The sequence below is a fragment of the Ferdinandcohnia sp. SAFN-114 genome, assembly GCF_059415045.1.
Map to the genome: position 1 here is coordinate 148405 of NZ_JBPFDQ010000001.1, position 21533 is coordinate 169937.

Annotated in this window: 17 protein-coding genes, 1 riboswitch and 1 other annotated feature; of the genes, 1 reads left to right on the forward strand and 16 read right to left on the reverse strand. The window is 37.5% G+C overall.

Going from position 1 to position 21533, the window contains the following annotated elements:
* Window positions 1–162 precede the first annotated feature (162 nt).
* The 13 genes from ACR65M_RS00690 to zapA all read right to left on the reverse strand — a co-directional run bounded on the left by ACR65M_RS00690 (window position 163) and on the right by zapA (window position 15700).
* Window positions 163–1407, reverse strand: coding sequence for an aspartate kinase (locus ACR65M_RS00690; protein ID WP_440272281.1), 1245 nt, complete (start codon window positions 1405–1407; stop codon window positions 163–165).
* A gap of 85 nt (window positions 1408–1492) precedes the next feature.
* Window positions 1493–1671: riboswitch (Lysine riboswitch) on the reverse strand.
* A gap of 67 nt (window positions 1672–1738) precedes the next feature.
* Window positions 1739–3511, reverse strand: coding sequence for an excinuclease ABC subunit UvrC (gene uvrC, locus ACR65M_RS00695; protein WP_341330687.1), 1773 nt, complete (start codon window positions 3509–3511; stop codon window positions 1739–1741).
* Window positions 3512–3685: 174 nt separating this feature from the next.
* Window positions 3686–4000, reverse strand: coding sequence for a thioredoxin (gene trxA, locus ACR65M_RS00700; RefSeq protein WP_121447655.1), 315 nt, complete (start codon window positions 3998–4000; stop codon window positions 3686–3688).
* Between the two features lie 402 nt (window positions 4001–4402).
* The gene (locus ACR65M_RS00705) at window positions 4403–5380 is read right to left on the reverse strand and encodes an electron transfer flavoprotein subunit alpha/FixB family protein (protein ID WP_341330686.1); all 978 of its coding nucleotides are present in this window, start codon (window positions 5378–5380) and stop codon (window positions 4403–4405) included.
* Between the two features lie 65 nt (window positions 5381–5445).
* Window positions 5446–6222: an electron transfer flavoprotein subunit beta/FixA family protein gene (locus ACR65M_RS00710; protein WP_440272282.1), complete on the reverse strand. Its 777-nt coding sequence runs from the start codon at window positions 6220–6222 to the stop codon at window positions 5446–5448.
* 64 nt (window positions 6223–6286) lie between these two features.
* Window positions 6287–7060: an enoyl-CoA hydratase gene (locus ACR65M_RS00715; RefSeq protein ID WP_440272283.1), complete on the reverse strand. Its 774-nt coding sequence runs from the start codon at window positions 7058–7060 to the stop codon at window positions 6287–6289.
* Window positions 7061–7366: 306 nt separating this feature from the next.
* A complete protein-coding gene (fadR, locus tag ACR65M_RS00720) occupies window positions 7367–7957 on the reverse strand; it encodes a fatty acid metabolism transcriptional regulator FadR (protein WP_121447651.1) in 591 nt (196 codons plus the stop codon).
* Window positions 7958–8158: 201 nt separating this feature from the next.
* Window positions 8159–9847, reverse strand: coding sequence for a long-chain-fatty-acid--CoA ligase (locus tag ACR65M_RS00725; RefSeq protein ID WP_341330683.1), 1689 nt, complete (start codon window positions 9845–9847; stop codon window positions 8159–8161).
* Between the two features lie 290 nt (window positions 9848–10137).
* The gene (locus ACR65M_RS00730) at window positions 10138–10557 is read right to left on the reverse strand and encodes a DUF350 domain-containing protein (protein ID WP_341330682.1); all 420 of its coding nucleotides are present in this window, start codon (window positions 10555–10557) and stop codon (window positions 10138–10140) included.
* Between the two features lie 40 nt (window positions 10558–10597).
* A complete protein-coding gene (locus tag ACR65M_RS00735; RefSeq protein ID WP_440272284.1) occupies window positions 10598–12958 on the reverse strand; it encodes an endonuclease MutS2 in 2361 nt (786 codons plus the stop codon).
* A 72-nt stretch (window positions 12959–13030) separates the two neighbouring features.
* Window positions 13031–14749 (reverse strand): DNA polymerase/3'-5' exonuclease PolX, encoded by a 1719-nt coding sequence (polX, locus tag ACR65M_RS00740; protein WP_440272285.1) that lies wholly within the window; start codon window positions 14747–14749, stop codon window positions 13031–13033.
* Between the two features lie 147 nt (window positions 14750–14896).
* A complete protein-coding gene (locus ACR65M_RS00745) occupies window positions 14897–15424 on the reverse strand; it encodes a CvpA family protein (RefSeq protein ID WP_121447646.1) in 528 nt (175 codons plus the stop codon).
* A 6-nt stretch (window positions 15425–15430) separates the two neighbouring features.
* Window positions 15431–15700 (reverse strand): cell division protein ZapA, encoded by a 270-nt coding sequence (gene zapA, locus ACR65M_RS00750; protein WP_121447645.1) that lies wholly within the window; start codon window positions 15698–15700, stop codon window positions 15431–15433.
* Between the two features lie 132 nt (window positions 15701–15832).
* Here zapA and rnhC point away from each other — a divergent pair, with 132 nt between their 5' ends.
* Entirely contained in the window at window positions 15833–16768 is a 936-nt protein-coding gene (gene rnhC / locus ACR65M_RS00755) for a ribonuclease HIII (protein WP_341330679.1), read from the forward strand.
* A gap of 142 nt (window positions 16769–16910) precedes the next feature.
* On the opposite strand, the gene pheT is transcribed toward rnhC, so the two are convergent.
* The 3 genes from pheT to ACR65M_RS00770 all read right to left on the reverse strand — a co-directional run.
* A complete protein-coding gene (pheT, locus tag ACR65M_RS00760) occupies window positions 16911–19325 on the reverse strand; it encodes a phenylalanine--tRNA ligase subunit beta (RefSeq protein WP_440272286.1) in 2415 nt (804 codons plus the stop codon).
* A 13-nt stretch (window positions 19326–19338) separates the two neighbouring features.
* Window positions 19339–20373, reverse strand: a complete 1035-nt coding sequence (gene pheS / locus ACR65M_RS00765; protein WP_121447642.1) for a phenylalanine--tRNA ligase subunit alpha — start codon at window positions 20371–20373, stop codon at window positions 19339–19341.
* 173 nt (window positions 20374–20546) lie between these two features.
* Window positions 20547–20786: a binding site (T-box leader), on the reverse strand.
* A 117-nt stretch (window positions 20787–20903) separates the two neighbouring features.
* A partial coding sequence (locus ACR65M_RS00770; protein WP_440272287.1) for a YwaF family protein occupies window positions 20904–21533 on the reverse strand: 630 nt, incomplete at its 5' end.

Sequence of the window (21533 nt, forward strand, 5' to 3'; positions counted from 1 at the left end):
GCACGAAGAAATTGTGAATACATTTTCAAGGAGTCCCCACCTTACGCTCTAATCAACTAGTTTTGCCTTTATTATCAGAAAGCAATAATCTTTTTTAGAAAAGAGCCTTCTATTTAAAAAAAAGGGTGTCCAAATTCCTTTGAACCACCCATTTAACTAAAATTATAGTTTGACTTTCGCTCTTTCTTCTTCAACAGCAGCTAAATTAAATGAATCATGCAAAGCTTCAACTGCTCGAACCATATTGCCTTGTTCAAGAACTGTAGATACTTTAATTTCAGATGTACTTACCATTTTTACTTCAATATTTTCATTTGCAAGCACTTGGAACATATCAGCGGCTACACCTGGGTTTGAAACCATTCCAGAACCTACAATTGAAACCTTTGCTAATCTATCCTCATGTTCGATACTTTCATATTTCAATAAATCCTTGTTATTTTCTAAAACAGCAAGTGTGTCACGTAAATCAGGTGTTTTTACGGAGAATGAAATATTTGTATGATTATGATCTGTCATATTTTGAATAATGATATCTACATTTAAACCATTTTTTGCTAGTGTGCCAAATATAGTTGATAGTGTGTGCAATTCATTTGGTAAACCTGATACTGTTACCCTTGTAATTTGGTCTTCAAAAGCAATTCCCCTAACAACAAGATTCTTTTCCATTGAAACTTCCTCCTCAATAATGGTTCCATTTTCTAGCTCTAAGCTTGAACGAACTTCAAGCGGCAATTCGAAGTTTTTCGCAAATTCCACTGCACGTGGGTGAAGTACTCCAGCACCAAGATTTGCAAGCTCCAGCATTTCATCATAAGAAATGGAATGAAGTTTTCGTGCAGTTGGAACTACGCGAGGATCAGTTGTGTATACACCTGTTACATCTGTGTAGATGTCACATTTATCCGCCTTTAACGCCGCTGCAAGTGCGACAGCAGTTGTATCGGAACCTCCACGACCAAGAGTAGTAATGTCTCCTGAACTGCTGACTCCTTGGAATCCAGCAACGACAACGATTTTTCCTTCTTTTAAGCTTTTATATACTCTTGATACCTCAATGTTTTCAATTCGGGCATTGCTATGTATTGCCTCTGTTTCAATACCAGCCTGCCAGCCTGTATACGAAACGGATTCATACCCTTTTTCTTGTAAAGCCATAGATAATAATGCAATTGTTACTTGTTCACCTGTACTTAACAACATATCCATCTCGCGCTTACTTGGCGCGCTTGTAATTTCATTAGCTAAGCTTACTAGCTGATCGGTTGTCTTCCCCATTGCCGAAACAACAACAACAACTTGATTTCCCGCTTGCACCTCTTGAATAACTCGACTTGCAACATTTTTAATTCTATCTGGTGACCCAACAGAGGTGCCTCCAAACTTTTGAACGATGATCCCCATGCCCTCAACCCTCTCTTAGAATAATAAAAAACAGCAATGAGAGATTCTCATTGCTGTGATATACGTAAACGTACTACGTGTCACTTCGTGAGATAGCCCTCCAAGATTCATCCATCTTGACAATCCTATGTCTCTTAAACATAAGACCAGCATAAAAAAGTATGAGCCTTTTTACACTTCGGCGAACTTTCCTTTTTGCAATGATCATTAGGGCTCATACCCCTCCAATTGCATACTGATAAAGATCGCACCTCTATCTTCACTTCAACGTATTGAAGTGTAATATTATATTATTAAGCATTATATCAGACTATTTTTATAATAGCAACGACTATTCTTTTAATTTTTCGTAAATTGCTTCAGCTGTTGGTCTAGGAATATTAGCTTTTAGGATATCCTCAACACTTGCTTCTCTCAACTTCTTGATAGAACCAAAGTGCTTTAATAGTGCTTTTTTACGTTTTTCCCCAACTCCAGGAATATCGTCGAGCACAGATTGAAATGCGTTTTTTCCACGGATTTGACGATGGAAGGTAATCGCAAAACGGTGAACCTCATCTTGAATTCGTTGTAGAAGATAAAATTCCTGACTATTTCTAGGTAGTTCTACAATCTCAGGTGGGTCTCCAATTAAGAGCTCGGACGTTCTGTGTTTATCATCCTTTGCAAGTCCTGCTAGTGGAATTTCTAAACCTAATTCATTTTCAAGAATATCCCTTACTGCAGCAAGATGACCTTTACCTCCGTCAATAATGATTAAATCTGGCAATGGAAGGTTCTCTTTTAATGCACGGCTATATCTCCTCCGAACAACCTCCCTCATCGATTCATAATCATCCGGACCTTGAACTGACTTAATTTTGTACTTTCGATATTCTTTTTTGTCAGGTTTTCCATCAGTAAACACAATCATGGCAGAAACAGGATCTGTTCCTTGAATATTTGAATTATCAAATGCTTCGATTCGATGAGGTGTATAAATCCCTAACTTCTGTCCTAAATTTTCAACAGCCTTAATTGTACGTTCTTCATCTCGTTCAATTAAAGCGAATTTTTCCTTTAGCGCAATTTTTGCATTTTTAGTAGCTAGGTCAATTAATTGTTTTTTCTTCCCTCTACTAGGCTGTTGAACAGCTACTTCTAATAATTGCTCAACAATGTGACGGTCTATCGAACTAGGAAGCAACACTTCCTTTGGTTTAAAATGATTATCTTTTAAATAAAATTGACCAAGGTAGGTTAAGAAGTCTTGTTCAGGCTCGTTATAAAAAGGAAATAAAGAAACATCCCGCTCTATTAATTTTCCTTGACGGATAAAAAAGACTTGAACACACATCCACCCCTTATCATAGGAATAACCAAATACATCACGATCAATAAAGTCTGTCATTGTCATCTTTTGCTTTTCCATTGTCGTTTCAATATTTGAGATTTGGTCACGGTATTCTTTTGCTCTCTCAAAATCGAGTTCTTCAGAGGCCTTTAACATTTTTTCAGTCAACTCGCCTTTGATTTCTTTATATCCACCATTTAAAAAGCGGATAATATCGTCTACCATTTTTTTATTGGTTTCATCGGTAACATCATTGACACAAGGGGCTAGACATTGACCGATATGATAATATAAACAAACCTTATCTGGTAATGTTGAACATTTTCTTAAAGGATATATCCGGTCTAATAGTTTTTTTGTTTCAGTTGCTGCTTGTACATTAGGATATGGTCCAAAATATTTTCCCTTATCCTTTTTTACTTTTCGAGTAATCAATAAGCGTGGATGTTTTTCAGCAGTAATTTTGATAAAAGGATACGTCTTGTCATCCTTTAACATGATATTGTATTTTGGATCATATTTTTTAATAAGATTGATCTCAAGAAGAAGTGCTTCAATATTTGAAGAAGTTACAATATACTCAAAGTCCTCAATCTCATTGACAAGCCTTAAGGTTTTACCATCGTGTGACCCTGTAAAATAAGATCGAACACGGTTTTTCAACACTTTCGCTTTACCCACATATATTACAGTACCTTGCCTGTCTTTCATTAAGTAACAACCAGGCTGGTCTGGTAAAATCGATAATTTTTCCTTAAGATGATCGTGCATAGTAATCACTCCATCTACTATAAAATCAATTCGTCTAAGTAATCTTTTCTTTTATTTTGACGTATCTTATATTGTAACATTTTTACGAAGAAGTTGTACGAGTAAAAATAGGAAGTCACTTAGAAATGAGTTCAAACAAAAAAAACAGCCTATTAAGGCTGTTTAAAATTTGGATTAATAGTGGTTTGCAAGTCTGTCAGCAAGAGCTTCTTTTGGTTGGTAACCGACTACTTTATCTACAACTTCACCGTTTTTAATTACAAGTAAAGTTGGGATGCTCATTACGCCAAACTTCGCTGCAGTTTCTTGGTTTTCATCTACATCGAGTTTCACGATTTTCACTTTGTCACCAATCTCAGTGTCTAATTCTTCTAGTACTGGAGCAATCATTTTACATGGTCCGCACCAAGGTGCCCAGAAGTCTGCAAGTACTAATCCATCTTTTGTTTCTGAATCGAAATTTTGGTCTGTTACATTTGTAATAGCCATTTTAACCCCTCCTAATAAGTAACAACATTGAAATTCTACCAAGAGTATACCATCTGAGATGTCATTTTACGAATGTTTTGCTTCAAAAAAAACAGTTAACTAATTTAGAAATGATAAGATTAAACACTGTACTTCATACATAGTCATCTTCCCCAACTTTTTAAGCTGTTATGTATGTAAATTAATAGAGGTTATAGACATTAATTTTAAATGTAGCATATAAAAAAAGACGTCCAGAAGGACGTCTTTTTGCGTATTGCGGCGAGGACAGCACTCCACATAGTGCCTTGCCAAAAGGCGTGTCAACTCGACTTATGCAATTCAGCTCATCGCTTGATTAGTATACCATAAATTTTTCAAAGGTAAAATGGAAAAATCTCTATAAATTAATTTGACAACCTATTATGCATTTACTTTTAGTTTTTTGAACTCTTCAGTAAGCATTGGAACTACATCAAATAAGTCACCAACGATTCCATAGTCTGCAACCTTGAAGATGTTTGCTTCAGGGTCTTTGTTGATGGCTACGATTACTTTCGAGTTAGACATTCCTGCTAAGTGCTGGATTGCTCCTGAGATCCCACAAGCAATATATAGGTCTGGCGTAACAACCTTACCTGTTTGACCAATTTGTAGGGAGTAGTCACAATAATCAGCATCACATGCTCCACGCGATGCACCTACAGCACCACCAAGAACATTCGCTAATTCTTTTAATGGTTCAAAACCATCTGCACTCTTTACCCCACGGCCACCTGCAATTACAACTTTCGCTTCGGATAAATCTACACCTTCAGTTGCCTTACGCACAACTTCTTTTACAATTGTTCGTAAATCTTTAATTTCAACAGATAGTGATGAAACTTCACCAGTTCGTGATTCGTCTTTTTCAAGTGGTGTAATATTGTTAGGACGTACGGTTGCAAAGATTAAACCATCTGTCACAATTTTCTTTTCAAATGCTTTTCCTGAATAGATTGGACGAGTAAAGACAATATTTCCACCTGCAGCCTCAATTGCTGTTACGTCTGAGATTAGACCAGAATTCAATTTACTCGCAATTTTAGGTGAAAGGTCTTTACCTAATGATGTGTGACCAAAAACTAAAGCTTCTGGTGACTCAGCATCAATTGCTGCAAGAATGGCTTGTGAGAAGCCGTCTGGTGTATATGATGCTAATTTTGCATCTTCAACCGTTACAACTCGGTCTGCTCCGTAATGAATTAAATCATTTGTTAGCGCACCTACAGATTCACCAACTAACACGGCTACAACCTCGCCGCCTTCTGCTACAATTTTACCCGCTGCAATTGCTTCAAAAGATACGTTTCGTAAAGCACCATCACGTGTTTCTCCTAGAACTACTACTTTTCTTGACATTATGCGTAACCCCCTAGATTCGCCTTAGTAAAATTTTGAAATCGCATACAAGATTACCCGAAAACTTATACCACCTTAGCTTCGTTATGAAGGAGTGAAACTAACTCTTTTACCTGATCTTCTAAATCGCCTTCAAGTACACGTCCAGCCTCTTTTTTTGGTGGAAGATAGATTTCAATTGTTTTTGTTTTTGCTTGTACATCATCTTCTTCCAAATCTAGATCATCTAACTCAAGCTCATCAAGCGGCTTTTTCTTCGCTTTCATTATTCCAGGTAAAGATGGATAGCGTGGTTCATTCAACCCTTGTTGACATGTAACAAGTAATGGTAAAGTCGTTTCAATAACTTCAGAGTCACCCTCAACGTCTCTTACTACTGTTACTGTAGAACCATCGATATCAAGTTTTGTAATTGTCGTTACATAAGGAATATCTAGAATTTCTGCTACACGCGGGCCAACTTGACCTGAACCACCATCAATTGCAACATTTCCGCCTAAAATAATATCGGCTTCTTTATCTTTTAGGTATTCAGCCAAAATTTTTGCAGTTGTGAACTGGTCTCCTTCTTCTAGTTCATCTTCTGTATTAATCAAAACTGCTTTATCAGCACCCATTGCTAAAGCGGTGCGTAACTCTTTATCAGCTTCATCAGTTGTGGCAACTGTGACAACAGTTACTTCGCCACCATGCGCATCACGGAGTTGGATTGCTTCTTCAACCGCATATTCATCATAAGGGTTAATAATAAATTCAGCCCCATCTTCACTGATTTGTCCATTGCTTACTACAATTTTTTCTTCAGTATCAAATGTCCTTTTCAAAATAACAAAGATGTTCATGAGTTTCCCTCCTAAAGGTATTGTGCAATTTCTTGTAAACTATTAATTTTCTTCAAATCTAGTATTATTTCCCTTTAAATGTCGGCGAACGTTTTTCTATGAAGGCTGATATTCCTTCTTGTCCATCCTCTGAAATGAACATTTCTCCAAATAAAACCGCTTCTCTTTTGACAGTTTCTATATATTGTTCATTTTTCATTGAATTTAATAATTCAATGGTCGCTTGTATAGATAAAGGGCTTTTTTGAGCGATCTTCCTAGCAATTGTCATTGTTTCTTCGTGAAGATTTTCTTCCGGGAAAGCTTGATTTGCTAATCCGTACTGTACAGCCTCATCACCGCTAATTGGGTCACTTGTCCAAAGCATTTGAGCAGCTTTAGCAACACCAACATAGCGAGGCAAGCGTGCTGTCCCAGCAAATCCAGGGATTAGTCCAAGCTGTAGCTCAGGTAACCCGAGTTTTGCCTTATTGCTAACGAGGCGGAAATGGCAAGCCATTGCCAGTTCAAGACCGCCACCTAAGGCAGCACCGTGAATACTAGCTATAATAGGTTTTGGGAATCGTTCCATTCTTTCGAATAGAGATTGCCCTTGTCTTGCAAGATTTGAAAATTCTTCACCAGAGTTTATGGTTGTAAACTCTTTTATATCAGCCCCTGCAGAGAAAAAGCGACCTTCCCCATGGATTACTAGAACTCTTACATTATCATCCTTCTCAATGTCATCTAGTAAACTTGTAAGCTCTTTCAAAACAGCAGTTGATAATGCGTTCGCTGGAGGTCGATTAATGCTAATAGTAGCAATGTACTCAGCAATCTTTACTTTAAAAAACTCCATCTGCATCCTCCTAATTAAGAATATGTATGTAACACACCTCAATCAAATGCGCCTCGGCGTATTTGAGCCCGATTTTTAGGTCCACAGGAAGTGGGTCATTAAGACGTTGCCACAGGATGTGCGTTGTTCTTAGTCTTTAAACTTATTTTATTGCTCGAAAAGTTTCGTTTGAAAAATCGTGGCATCAGCCGGAGGCTTTAACTTTATTCAGCCAAGGTTTGACTCCTCAATTAGATTGTTTACCCTTTTACACTATGCTACCACTTAAAATGTTATGAGAAACCCGCTGAATAAAGTTAAAAATTACTAGATGTGTGTCAATCCACAACCATTTACTAATAGAGCATGGACTTCTTTTGCCAAGGATGGCAAGTCATATTTTTGTTCGTTCATGACCCAAGTGGTTGCAGTTTCATCGATTGAGCCGAATATCATCTGTCTTGCTAAACGGACATCCAGGGCTGGATTAAACTCACCATTTTCTTTCCCAAATTGAATGATGGAATCGATGGTTCCTAAATACCCTTTAAGTACTTCATTAATCCGATGACGTAATTCTTTATTTGATTGTCTTAATTCAAGCTGAGTTACGGTTGCAAGATGATGATCAGCTGCTAAAAGTTCGAAATGTTTTTCTACCAATGTTAATAACTTCTCTGCCGCACTCGATTTTCCTGCTATTTCAGCTTCAATTTTTTCAATAAATTCGCCCATTTTTTCGTGGAATAAAGATACAAGAATATCTTCTTTGTTTTTAAAATATAGATATATTGTTCCGTCTGCCACGCCTGCTTGCTTAGCAATTCTTGAGACTTGAGATTGATGATACCCATTCTCCGCGATAACAACTACCGCTGCGTCTATGATTTGCTTATATTTTGGTTTTGTATTTTTCAAGTTCTTACGTCCTTTCAGAAAAATGAATGAATAGTCATTCATATTTCTATAATAAAACCTAATCAATATACTGTCAAGATTATCTTCTTAATTTCTCATTTGCTCTATTAAGGGAAAGAAAAAGAGCCACAGGCTCATATCATGGCTCCTCACTGATGTTAACGCTAATGATGTATTTAGAGCTGATCGATCCTACTTTGCTTAATTTATTTTTGTTAGTTTTTCCTTTTCCTCTTCAACTAATACCCTGCGCAAAACTTTGCCTACAATGGTCTTCGGTAATTCTTTTCTAAATTCATATACTCTTGGAACTTTATATGCTGCTAAATGTTTTCGACAATGTTTATCAAGCTCTTCCTCTGTGAGTTGTTGGCCATCTTTTAAGACGACATAAGCCTTAACCGTTTCCCCACGATACGGATCTGGAATCCCTGCGACGACAGCCTCTTGTACTTTTTCGTGTTCGAACAATACTTCCTCAATTTCTCTGGGATAAACATTAAATCCGCCAGCAATTATCATATCTTTTTTGCGGTCCACCACATAGAAATATCCATCTTCATCCATGTAGCCTAAGTCTCCTGTTAATAACCAACCATCACGTAATGTATTTTCAGTTTCTTCAGGCTTATTCCAATATCCTTTCATAACTTGAGGACCTTTTACGACGATTTCTCCAATTTCCCCTATATCTGCAGGTTCACCTGTTTCCATTGAAAGCACCGTAGCATCTGTATCCGGCCATGGTAATCCAATACTTCCATTCACGCGATGTCCCCAAATTAAATTAGCATGTGTTACAGGGGAAGCTTCCGATAAACCATATCCTTCTACAAGCTTTCCACCAGTCACTTTTTCAAATTGTTCTTGTACTTCAAGTGGCAAAGCCGCCGAACCACTTATACAAGACTCAATCGAAGATAAATCATATTTCATTAGGTCAGGATGATTCAACAGACCAATGTACATAGTTGGTGCACCTGGAAACAGGGTTGGCTTCTGTTTATGAATCGTTTTCAGTGTATCTCCTGCGTTGAATTTCGGCATAAGGATCATTTTTGCAGCCATCATAATGGATAAGTTTAATACGGTTGTCATTCCGTACACATGGAAAAATGGCAGAATGGCTAAAATGGATTCTTCTCCTTTATTACATTTATACATCCATTTTGAACACATTATCGTATTAGCAACTAAATTTCGATGTGTTAGCATTACTCCTTTTGGAAATCCTGTTGTTCCACCTGTATATTGTAACAAGGCAAGGTCTTCGACTGGGTCAATGTCAATATCGATTTCTTTAGCTTCAGATGTGTTTATGATTTCCCTTAGTAAATGATTTGTTCCTTCATGTTCCACTTTGACTACAATACCATATTGTTTCTTTTGGATAAAAGGATAAATCAAATTTTTTGGGAATGGGAGATAATCTTTAATTTCGGTTACAATAACATGTTCAAGTTCTGTTAGCGCTTTCACTTTTGAGACACGCGGAAAAAGAATATCTAATGTAATAATCGCTTTTGAACCTGAATCCTTTAAATGATATTCTAGTTCTCTTTCTGTATACAATGGATTTGTTTGTACCACGATTGCACCTGAAAACAGGACACCATAATAAGCAATTACACCTTGTGGGCAGTTTGGCAACATAATGGCAACTCGGTCACCTTTTTTGATGCCTTGAGACACTAAATAGTTTGCAAGTTTTAAAGATTCTTCATACACTTGTGAAAAAGTTAATTCTTTTCCTTGAAAATGAACAGCGATTTTTTGAGGAAATTCACTAGCAGTTCTTTTCAAATATGCTTGAATCGGGATGTTTTCATACTCGAGCTGATGCGGAATTTCCTCAGGATAATTTGCTAACCACGGCCTTTCTAACTCCATCTAATAACCTCCCTTTAAATCATTCTAAAGAATACGAAGACGTATCCAAAGACCAGTTTGAATTTTCAAACCATTTATATTCATTATATTATATAGAATATTCGGTGACAATTAGATTCATGAATTGTTGCGGAAGTTTATGTCGTTTTACGACAAATTACCAAATGACAAATAAAAAAGGCTGTTGGTTAATTCCCAACAGCTCATTATCTTATAACACTAAATAAAGGATACCAACAATAACAAATACTCCACTTACAACTAACAGTATTTTAGCTAGCTTTTCCATATTAAAAACCACCATTTCCAATCCCTGCGCCGATTACATATGAGAGTCCCACCGATATAATCATGGATATAAATCCTACTGCGCGATTATCTTGTTGTATTTCAACATCTATGTCGAATTTCGGGGTTAAGAATTCAAAAATAAAATAGCCAATTAGAAGAAGGAAGAATCCAAATACTCCCCAGCCAATCATGACAAATAATGTATCGTGGTTTTGGATGGAATAGCGGAATATATTTGCAATCCCGAAAATTTTCCCTCCGGTTGCCATTGCGACTGAGAGATTTCCTTTTTGGATTTCTTCCCAATTTTTGTATTTGGTGACCAATTCAAATATGGCCATAAACAGAACTAAACACAGAATAACAACACTGTAATTAGCAGCCGTTAACACAAATTCATTATCCCAAAATTGATCCATTATCTTCTCTCCCTGTTAGAGATTACATTTCTTTGCAAATTTATTTTAATTCTACTACTGTAACGCCTGTTCCACCTTCTCCGGCTTCCCCAAATCTTGTAGATTTTACGGAGCGGTGATTTTTCAAGTATTCTTGAACTCCTTGACGCAAAGCACCTGTTCCTTTTCCATGGATAATAGATACACGTGGATAACCTGCAAGTAAAGCATCATCGATGTATTTTTCCACTCGAACCAAAGCGTTTTCGTATCGTTCACCTCGTAAGTCTAATTCTAGACTTACGTGATAATCTCTACCCCTTACTGTCGCTAGTGGCTTAGTTTCTACTGGTTTCGGACTGCTAACAAACTCGAGGTCTTTTTCTTTAACCTTCATTTTTAAGATCCCAATTTGAACCTGCCATTCGTTATTACCTGCCTTATCGATTAAATGGCCCTTTTGGTTTAAGCTAATTACCTTTACTTCATCACCAGGTACGAAATTTCTTTTTGCTTTAGTTGAAACAGATTGTTTATTCGTCTTGTTCGAAAGTTGAGGTACTGCATTTTCCAAACGCTTTTTCGCATCTATCAATTGATGTTCCTTAACAAGGGTTTGTTGTTCAAGCTTCATTTTACGTAAATCTCGAATGACTTCTTCTGCTTCGCTCGTTGCACTTTTGATTGTTTCAGCTGCTTTTTGTTCCGCTTTTTCATATAGTTTGTTACGTTGTTCATTAAATTCAATGATTTGCTCTTGAAGTTGTTTATGAAGTTTCTCTGCCTGTCTTCGGATATCTTCAGCTTCCTCAAGCTCCTGTTCAGCATCCTTTTTACTTTTCTCCAAGGAGGCGATCATATTTTCGACCGTATTCGTTTCAGAACTAATATGATTTTTGGCAGTGTGAATAATGCTATCAGATAACCCCAATCGTTTTGAAATTTCAAATGCATTACTTCGTCCAGGAACTCCGATTAAAAGCTTATATGTTGGACTTAAGGTTTCGATATCAAATTCGACACTTGCATTGATTACTCCTTCTCTGTTGTATCCATACGCTTTTAACTCTGGGTAATGGGTTGTAGCAATAACTCTTGCACCTCTACTATACACTTCATCAAGAATTGAAATAGCAAGGGCAGCCCCTTCTTGAGGGTCAGTTCCTGCTCCTAGTTCATCGAAAAGAACTAAACTGTTTTCGTCAACTTGTTTTAAAATATCTACAATGTTAACCATGTGGGAAGAAAACGTACTTAAGCTTTGTTCAATAGATTGCTCATCACCAATATCAGCGTATACCGATTCAAATACAGCAATCTCTGACTCTTCCTGTGCCGGTATTTGTAGGCCCGCTTGAGCCATAATCGTTAATAACCCGATTGTTTTTAATGTGACTGTTTTTCCCCCTGTATTTGGACCCGTGATCACAATAGAAGTGTAGTCTTTGCCAAGCTCAATATCATTTGGCACTACTTCTTGTGGGTCAATTAGAGGATGACGACCTTTTTTAATAAACACATAGCCATTCCCGTTGATTTTCGGCTTTGTCCCCTTTACCTTTTTACTGTAGCTCGCTTTTGTGAACATAAAATCAAGTTCCCCAAGCGTGTCCACATTTTGATAGAGTGGCTCATATTCCTCTGCTACTGCATTTGAAAGTTCTAGTAAAATACGGTCAATTTCTTGTTTTTCTCTAACCCTAGCTTCCTGTAATACATTGTTAAGGTCAACCACTGATTGTGGTTCAATAAACAATGTAGCCCCCGAAGAGGATTGGTCATGAACGATTCCACCGTAAGTCCCACGGTATTCCTGTTTAACGGGAATTACGTAACGATCATTACGAATTGTAATGATTGCATCTGAAAGTGTTTTTTGAGCGGAAGAAGAGCGAATAATATGTTCTAGCTTCTCCCTAATTCTCGCTTCACTGCTACGAAGTTGGGTGCGAATTCCACGCAATTTGTCACTCGCTCCATCCATGACAACTCCATTATCATCGATGCAGTTTTTTATTTTTTGTTCTAGTTCAAATAAAGGGGTAATACGTTCAACTAATTCACCGAGAATCGGAACTTCGATCGCGTCCTCAATCATGCCTTCAACAAACTTCTTCATTTGTCTACCAGCATAGATAGTGCCTGCAATGTCTAAGAGCTCCATTGTATTTAAGCCACCGCCAATGCTTGCGCGCTTAACCGCCGCTCGGATATCCGTTAATCCCCCAAGAGGAACATTTCCTTTTAACCGTAATACCTTCGATGCTTCATCCGTTTGCTCTTGTAGAAAAACAACCTCCTCTACATTCGTAGAAGGAATCATTTGATCAACTTTTTCTCTTCCTAATGAGGATGAGACGTGCTGTTTTAGCAGTTCTTTCACTTTATCAAATTCTAAAACCTTTAAAACTCGTGGCTGCATGCTGTTACTCCCTTCTTGCTACCCACTACTTTAATATGGACGTATCTCCCTACAGGAGGAGAATAAATAGAATTATAAATTTCTTTTTAAATAAGCCAATAGTTCATCCTTTTCCCAGGTGTTAATAACACTTTCTTTTTTGATCCAACCTTTTGTTGCAGCAGAAATGCCATAACCCATATCTTCTAGCATGTCTATATTATGTGCATCTGTGTTAATCACTAGTTTGACACCTGCATCTTGTGCCTTTCTAATATAATCTGAAGAAAGGTCCAATCTATTCAAGTTCGCATTTAATTCCAAAGCTGTATTCGTTTCTTTGGCTAGCTCAATTAGCATATCAACGTCTACGTCATATCCTTTTCTGCGCCCAAGTATTCTTCCAGTAGGGTGTGCGATGATATCAACATGAAGGTTTTCTAATGCTGTTTTTAAGCGTTGCATGATTTTCTCCCTTGGTTGTGAAAAGCTTGAATGAATGGATGCAATTACAACATCTACTTCTCGAATAAGTTCATCATCATAATCTAGTCTACCATCAGGAAGGATGTCCATTTCAACACCTGTAAAAATCATAAAATCATCATATTTTTCATTTAATCGTTTTATTTCTTTGTGTTGTTCTATTAATCGCTCGGGGGTAAGCCCGTTTGCAACACGAAGATATTGTGAATGGTCTGTTATAGCCATATAGCGGTAGCCTTTTTTCCTGCATGCTTCGACCATTTCTTCAATCGTGAAAGCCCCGTCACTCCATGATGTGTGCATATGGAGGTCGCCTTTTATATCTTCAAGTCGTATGTGTTCAACTTTCTGTTGAAAGGCTTCTACCTCTGAGCCATCTTCTCTTAGCTCTGGCGGGATAAAGGTGAGTCCGAAATATTGATAAAACTCTTCTTCCGTTTCAAAAGTTTTCATTTCACCTGTTTCACTATTTTCAACGCCATATTCACTTATTTTTTCACCACGGTCTTTTGCCAATTGCCGCATCCTCACATTATGATCTTTACTGCCTGTAAAATGATGAAGGGTAGTTGCAAATTCATGTGGTTTCACAAGACGAAAATCAACCGAAATATCATAACTATACGAAATTTGAACGGAAACCTTTGTATCTCCGCTTGCAATGACACCACTTATGCCATTAAGACTTAATAGTTGTTCCCGTACTTTTTCAGGTTCATTTGTTGCAATAATGAAATCAAGGTCCTTTATCGTTTCTCTCATTCTGCGCAGACTACCTGCTCGAGAGAAAGTTGAGATTCCGTCCATCTTACTTAATTGTTCCTCGATTTCTTCAGCGAGCGCTAGCATGAGAGCAATTGGCAAGCGCTCTGGTCGTTTGCCATATTCCTCGATGGAAGCGAGTATTTTTTCTTCTGTTTTCTTACCAAAACCTGCAAGATTTTGAATTTTTTCGTTTAAGCATGCTTGTTTTAACATTTCCATATCTTCAATAGCCAGTTCTTGATAAAGCTTAGCTATTTTTTTGCCGCCAAGACCTGGCAGGTCTAACAAAGGGATGAGTCCTTCTGGCACTTTTTCTTTTAATTCAGTTAGTACGTTTGAGCTGCCAGTTTCTATGTACTCTGTAATCACAGCTGCGGTTCCTTTTCCTATACCAGGGAGTGTTGTGAAGTCTTCAATGGTAGATAAACTTCGATCATCATTTTCCAATGCAGCTGCTGCTTTACGAAAAGCTGAAATTTTAAATGGGTTATCCCCTTTTAGCTCCATATATATTGCAATTGTCTCTAATAGACGGATTACATCTTTTTTATTAATAGTCACTGTTAGCACCTACCTATCATTCCATACGATTAACTATCCAAAATGATACAGATTTTTTGCAAAAAAGTCACTTAATGTATCAGCTTTTTCATTTTTGACAAAAAAAACTCCTCTAACTAAATAGAGGAGTCAGTTACTAATTACTTGTCAAATCCACATGTCCTTAATTTTTCCAGTGAAGAATGGTGTGTGTTGTACGATCATTTTCGCCATAAATGAATCATTGAGATTAGACTGAACCATTTCAACTGGTAGTAAAGCTCCGATATAAAGCACAATAAAAACAATGAGGTATACCTCAACAAATCCTAGTAGGCCGCCAGCCCACCCGTTAATTTGTTTTAAAATTGGTAGATTTGCAAGGAAATCTAACATCGATCCTATAATCTGCCATAGGAACTTTGTAACAAAGAAAATAATTGCAAAAGCAATAGCACGATAATAAGACGTTTCTAAATTTGTACTTTCAAATAAAAATTTCATTGTCTCGGCGTCGCCGAATGATGGATATGGAATCCATAATACTAATTTTGGCATAAGTTCATCATAATAGAGATATGCGACGATAAATGCAACAATAAAGCCAGTAAGATGAACGATTTGAAGGATAAACCCTCTTCTTAAACCAACTAAGAATCCCATTAAGAGGATAATAATCAAAACTAAATCGAACATATCACTTCAATCCTTTTCATTTTTTGCTTGTTCTAAGAGTTTTTCAAGGTTTTCATAGTCTTCTTTTAACTTTAGATGTTCATGAACAATATTAACTGCTGTTAATACTGCTAGTTTATTAATATCAAGTGTCGGGTTTTTTCCGCTAATTTCTCTCATTTTATCATCGACAATTGAGGCCACAAGGCGAATATGACTTGTGCTCTCAGACCCGATAATTGAGTATTGCTGTCCATATATATCTACAGTGGTTCTTGTTTTTTGTGGCTGTGACAAGTATTTGGCCTCCATTCTAGTCAATCCTACAGATAATAATACCATGAACGTGATATTTATGGAAAGAAATCTCAACAAACGTTATGATAGAACATGTAGAATTTTATCCAAAAATAGTAGGAGATGTTATTTTTGTCTAATACTGTATTAAAATGTACCCTCGAAACGATAGAAAAAATGAAGACGGATTATAAAAGTCAATTGCAAGATAAGGTCCCACAGGGAGGATTATTTGTCGCCAAACTCCCTAGCTGTACAATTACAGCTTATAAATCTGGGAAAGTATTGTTTCAAGGAAATAGTGCTTTAAGTGAAGCTGCAAAATGGGACAGCTCTGTTACGTCCAGTAAAACGACCACAACTAACAAACCAGTTCCAAAGAATAGTGGCTTGCCAGCAAATATCGGAACATTATCAATGGTTGGTTCGGATGAAGTTGGGACAGGTGACTACTTTGGACCGATGACAGTCGTTGCTGCATTTGTTTCCAATGATAAGTTCGAGCTATTGAAGGAACTTGGGGTTAAAGATTCAAAGGATTTAAACGACAAACAAATTTGTGAGATTGCCGAATCGATTATTCATGTCATCCCTTATAGTCTGTTAATTTTACATAATGAAAAATACAATGAACTTCAAGCTAAAGGGATGACTCAAGGAAAGATGAAGGCCTTATTACATAACCAAGCAATCGCACATGTCTTGAAAAAAATTGCACCCTCCACACCCGATGGTATTCTAATCGATCAGTTCGCTGTTCCAGACGTGTATTTTAGACATCTTTCTGGTCAAAAGGAAATAATTAAGGATAAGGTTTATTTCAGCACAAAGGCTGAGGGCGTACACCTATCAGTCGCTGCTGCTTCAATTATCGCTCGTTATGCATTCATAAAAGAATTTGATAAATTAAGTGAGAAGTGCGGTTTGGAGTTAAAAAAAGGGGCCGGTGCTCAGGTTGATGTTGTTGCAGCTAAGCTAATAAAAAAGCATGGTGTTGGTGCACTGCGCACGTATACCAAACTACATTTTGCAAACACAGGAAAAGCGAAGAAAATAGCTGGGATATAAGATAAGAAAGGAGGGCAACTTTGGTCGACAAGCATAAGATGCCCCCAACCTTCCGAAATATTAGGCTTAGATCATAGAACCGACGACGTCTGAAGCTAGACAAATTAAAAATGGAGTGGGATAAAATACCCACTCCATTTTTTTATGAACGCAATGTTGCATCAAATTTCTCTGCAACTGCCTTTAGTACTTTTTCATGTGCTTTTGTTACTTCTTCCTCTGTTAGAGTACGTTCTGGATCAAAGTATTTGATCGAGTATGCAACTGATTTTTTACCAGGCTCCATACGCTCTCCTTCATATAGGTCAAAGATCGTAACATCGCGGAGTAACTTTCCACCCGCTTCAATAATGACCTGCTTCATATCACCTGCAGCAACTGAATTGTCCACGACAAGTGCGATGTCACGAGTCATTGATGGGTATCTTGGAATTGGCTGGTAGAGTATTTCTTCTACATCTGCTTCCAAGACATCCTTTAATGATAATTCAACCACATAAGTCGGTGTTAAATCTAAGTCTTTTTGGACATTTGGATGAATTTGACCAATAAATCCGATTTCCTTATTGTCTAATAATACAGTAGCTGTACGACCAGGATGCATATCTTCCACTCTTGCTTGAAGGAATGATGTTCTATTTCCAAGACCTAACTTTTCAAATAGACCTTCTACAATACCTTTAACCACATAGAAGTCCACTGCTTTTTTCTCACCCTGCCATGTTGGTGATAACCACGAACCTGTAAGAGCTATCGCAAGATGTTCTCTCTCTTCAGGTAGTTCCTGGCCAGGTCTAGTAATGAATACCGCACCAGTTTCATAAGTAGCTACACTGTCAATCTGGCGAGCGAGGTTATGTGAAACAACTTCTAATAAATGAGGAAGAAGACTAAGTCTTAAAAGACTACGTTCCTCGCTCATTGGCATTGCTAAACGTATAGGTTCGCTTTTTTCAAGTGCGTATTTAGTAACTTTTTCAGCACTAGTAAGTGAATATGTGGTGCTTTGATATAAGCCTACACCTTCTAGATATCTTCTAACTAAACGACGCTTAGCTTGGTAATCCGTTAATCTGCCAGGATTTGATTCGCCAACTGGGAGTGTTGTTGGTAGCTCATCATAAACGAATAACCGCGCAACTTCTTCGATTAAATCCTCTTCAATCGTAATGTCAGGTCTGCGAGTTGGTGCAGTAACATGGAACGTATTGTTATCCACAGTAAATGGGAATTGTAGGTTTGTAAAAATCTCTTCTACTTTTTCTTTTGTTATCTCAGTTCCTAACACTTTATTAATTCTCTCTAGTGAAACCGATACTTCTACAGGTTGAATATCAAGAGTATCCACTGCTACAACACCATCAAGAACCACACCGCCAGCAAGCTCTGCCATTAGCTCAGCAGCACGGTCAGCTGCTTCACGAGTACGATTTGCATCAATTCCTTTTTCAAAGCGAGCACTTGCCTCACTGCGTAATCCGTGATCCTTAGAAGACTTACGGATTGTACTTCCTGTAAAATAAGCAGACTCTATTAATACTGTTGTTGTGTCATTTTTTACTTCAGAATTTGCTCCACCCATTACACCTGCAAGGGCAACTGGCACCGTTCCATTTGTAATAACAAGGTGTTCGTTCGTTAATGTACGCTCTACATCGTCTAATGTTGTAATCTTTTCTCCGTTATTTGCACGTCTTACAAGAATTTCATTAGAGCCTAGTCGATCATAATCAAAGGCATGTAAAGGTTGGCCATATTCTAATAAAATATAATTTGTAATATCAACTACATTATTGTGTGGTCGAATTCCTTCTGCCATCAGGCGTGCTTGAAGCCACAATGGTGATGGACCGATTTTAACGTTCTTTATAACTCGCGCCACATATAATGGATTATCTTCCTTTGCATCAACAGCAATTGAAATATAATCCTCCGCTTTTTCCTCTGAGGTTATTACTTTTGGTTGTGGAAGTTTAACTTCTCTGCCTAGAATAGCTGCAACTTCATAAGCAACCCCCAACATGCTCATAGCATCAGAACGATTAGGTGTTAGTCCTAACTCAAGAACTTTGTCATCAAGATTTAGTTGGGCAATCGCGTCCGCTCCTGGCTCAACATCATGTGGAAATACAAAGATACCTTCTGAATATTCTTTTGAAACAAGTTTTGATTCAATGCCAAGCTCTTGTAGGGAACAAATCATACCATTTGATTCTTCACCTCGAAGCTTCGCCTTTTTGATTTTGAAGTTACCTGGAAGTACAGCTCCTACCTTTGCCACGACCACCTTTTGGCCTTTTGCAACATTTGGTGCACCACAAATAATTTGAACAGGTTCACCTTCACCTAAATCGACTTGACATTTATTTAATTTATCAGCATTGGGATGTTGCTCACATTCTAATACATGACCGACAACAATTCCGCTAATGCCTTCCCCTAAATGATCGACACCTTCAACTTCAATTCCACTTCTAGTGATTTTCTCTGCTAATTCTTCAGCAGTTACACCTGATAAATCAACGTATTCTTGTAACCATTTATATGAAACAAACATGTTTTTTCCCTCCTTAAGCCCGATTAAATTGTTTGATGAAACGATTATCATTTGTGTATAAATGACGAATATCATCAATTCCGTATTTTAACATTGCAATACGCTCTGGGCCCATTCCGAACGCGAAGCCTGTATATTTCTTTGAATCAAATCCAGACATTTCAAGTACATTTGGATGAACCATACCAGCACCTAAAATTTCAATCCAGCCTGTTTTCTTACAAACATTACAGCCATCTCCACCACATTTAAAGCATGAGATGTCCATCTCTACTGAAGGCTCAGTGAATGGGAAGAAGCTTGGACGTAGACGGATTTCACGATCTTCACCAAACATTTTCTTTGCAAACGTATTTAAAGTACCTTTAAGGTCACTCATACGAATGTTTTCATCCACAACCAATCCTTCAATTTGAGTGAATTGATGGGAATGTGTCGCATCATCGTTGTCTCGGCGGTATACTTTACCAGGACAGATGATTTTTACAGGTCCTTTTCCTTTATGCTTTTCCATTGTTCTTGCTTGAACAGGAGACGTTTGGGTACGAAGTAAAATATCCTCAGTGATGTAAAATGAATCCTGCATGTCCCTTGCTGGGTGGTCCTTCGGTAAATTTAAGGCCTCAAAATTGTAATAATCTTTCTCGACTTCTGGCCCCTCAGCGATTGAATAACCCATACCAAGGAAAAGATCTTCAATTTCTTCAATTACCTTAGTAAGTGGATGAGGTCCACCTACCTTAATCGGTCTTCCAGGTAAGGTCACATCGATTGTTTCAGAAGCAAGTCTTTTTTCAACTTCTTCTTTTTCAAGTAACTCCTGCTTTGCAGTTAATTTTTCAGTAATTTGCTCTCTTACTTCATTCACAAGCGCACCCATTTTAGGACGCTCTTCGGCAGAAAGCTTGCCCATCCCTCTTAGTACTTCAGTGATAGGTCCTTTTTTTCCTAAATACGCAACACGAATATCGTTTAATTCTTTAAGATTCGTTGAAGCTTCGACTTTTGCCAGAGCTTCTTCTTTCAGCTCAAGTAATCTTTCTTGCATTCATAATTCCTCCTTTTTTCTTAGAAAAGCACAAGGCGCCCCAATTCCAGCTAAAAGTATACACGTCCTGTGCATAGCACTGGAATCCTAGCCATCCTGGCATGGGCTTGTGACCTCGAGCCGATGGCGCCTGGAGCTAGACATCAAGACAAAATAAAAAACCTCAATCCCAAAAAAGGGACGAGGTTTAGATTCGTGGTACCACCCTTGTTAACAATTATCAAATACTAATTGTTCACTTCGTTTCGATAACGGCAAATGCCGGTACACCTTTACGTTTTGAATGACAAAACGGTCCCAGTGCCAACTCAAGAGGTGAATTCACTTTCTTCTTCTATAAAAATGCTTGCAGTCTCGGCATTTTCTCCCTAGATAGTGAGTGGAAAGTTACTGGTCTCTATCACTGTTTTTACGATATAAGGATGTTTAAAAAGTCACCAAATGATAAGCATCGACTTTTTAAAACACAGATTTTATGTAAGCATATAAATTATATTATACGTATCTTTGTTGTACAAATCAAACCCATTTTAATTCTTTTTTCGTATAAATGGGAGATAGAGAATAAAAAACATAAACAATGCGACTATTTCCAAGGATAAAATATACCAAGGGTACGGACCCAAAAAATCGATTAGGCTTGGATTTATTGGCTTTCGTGCGAGAAACATATAATTTCCACCTGTTGCTTTGTTAATAAAAAAGACAACTATTGCAATAACATTTAAAGCAGCAAATGCCTTCCAAATAGATGTGAAAGCCGGCCTACAATTCTCATACCAAATCATGTACAAGCTCGCTAGTATGATGGCGATATGTGCTAGAAAAAAATGAAAATAGCGATAATGTGGAAAATCATAAGCAAGCTCTGGTGTAAGCATTGCTTGTAGAGCACCACCAATGCCTAGGAAATACGTAATTTCAAATAAAAAAAACTTTCGTGTTAACAACATGATGATACTTAAAAACAATGAGATTGAGCATAGCTGAAATGGCAATGAATCTACTGGATCCCATACTCCCGTTTTCAAATACCATATGTAAAGAGATAGTTCGCTTGCTAATAAAAAGAAAGCTAAGGAATGAACTGACCTAGCCAAATGAGACATATATAAAACACCTATCCATATTAAATTTAACACTTTTTCATTAATTTGATA

Coding starts and splice junctions, on each gene's coding strand:
- ACR65M_RS00705 (WP_341330686.1), bottom strand. CDS start 5,380: ATGTCAAGAAAAGTAGTAGTTCTAGGAGAAACACGTGATGGTGCTTTA.
- ACR65M_RS00745 (WP_121447646.1), bottom strand. CDS start 15,424: ATGTTCGATTTAGTTTTGATTATTATCCTCTTAATGGGATTCTTAGTT.
- ACR65M_RS00735 (WP_440272284.1), bottom strand. CDS start 12,958: ATGCAGCCACGAGTTTTAAAGGTTTTAGAATTTGATAAAGTGAAAGAA.
- ACR65M_RS00715 (WP_440272283.1), bottom strand. CDS start 7,060: ATGGAGTTTTTTAAAGTAAAGATTGCTGAGTACATTGCTACTATTAGC.
- pheS (WP_121447642.1), bottom strand. CDS start 20,373: ATGCAAGAAAGATTACTTGAGCTGAAAGAAGAAGCTCTGGCAAAAGTC.
- ACR65M_RS00730 (WP_341330682.1), bottom strand. CDS start 10,557: ATGGATCAATTTTGGGATAATGAATTTGTGTTAACGGCTGCTAATTAC.
- pheT (WP_440272286.1), bottom strand. CDS start 19,325: ATGTTTGTTTCATATAAATGGTTACAAGAATACGTTGATTTATCAGGT.
- ACR65M_RS00725 (WP_341330683.1), bottom strand. CDS start 9,847: ATGGAGTTAGAAAGGCCGTGGTTAGCAAATTATCCTGAGGAAATTCCG.
- uvrC (WP_341330687.1), bottom strand. CDS start 3,511: ATGCACGATCATCTTAAGGAAAAATTATCGATTTTACCAGACCAGCCT.
- ACR65M_RS00690 (WP_440272281.1), bottom strand. CDS start 1,407: ATGGGGATCATCGTTCAAAAGTTTGGAGGCACCTCTGTTGGGTCACCA.
- trxA (WP_121447655.1), bottom strand. CDS start 4,000: ATGGCTATTACAAATGTAACAGACCAAAATTTCGATTCAGAAACAAAA.
- ACR65M_RS00710 (WP_440272282.1), bottom strand. CDS start 6,222: ATGAACATCTTTGTTATTTTGAAAAGGACATTTGATACTGAAGAAAAA.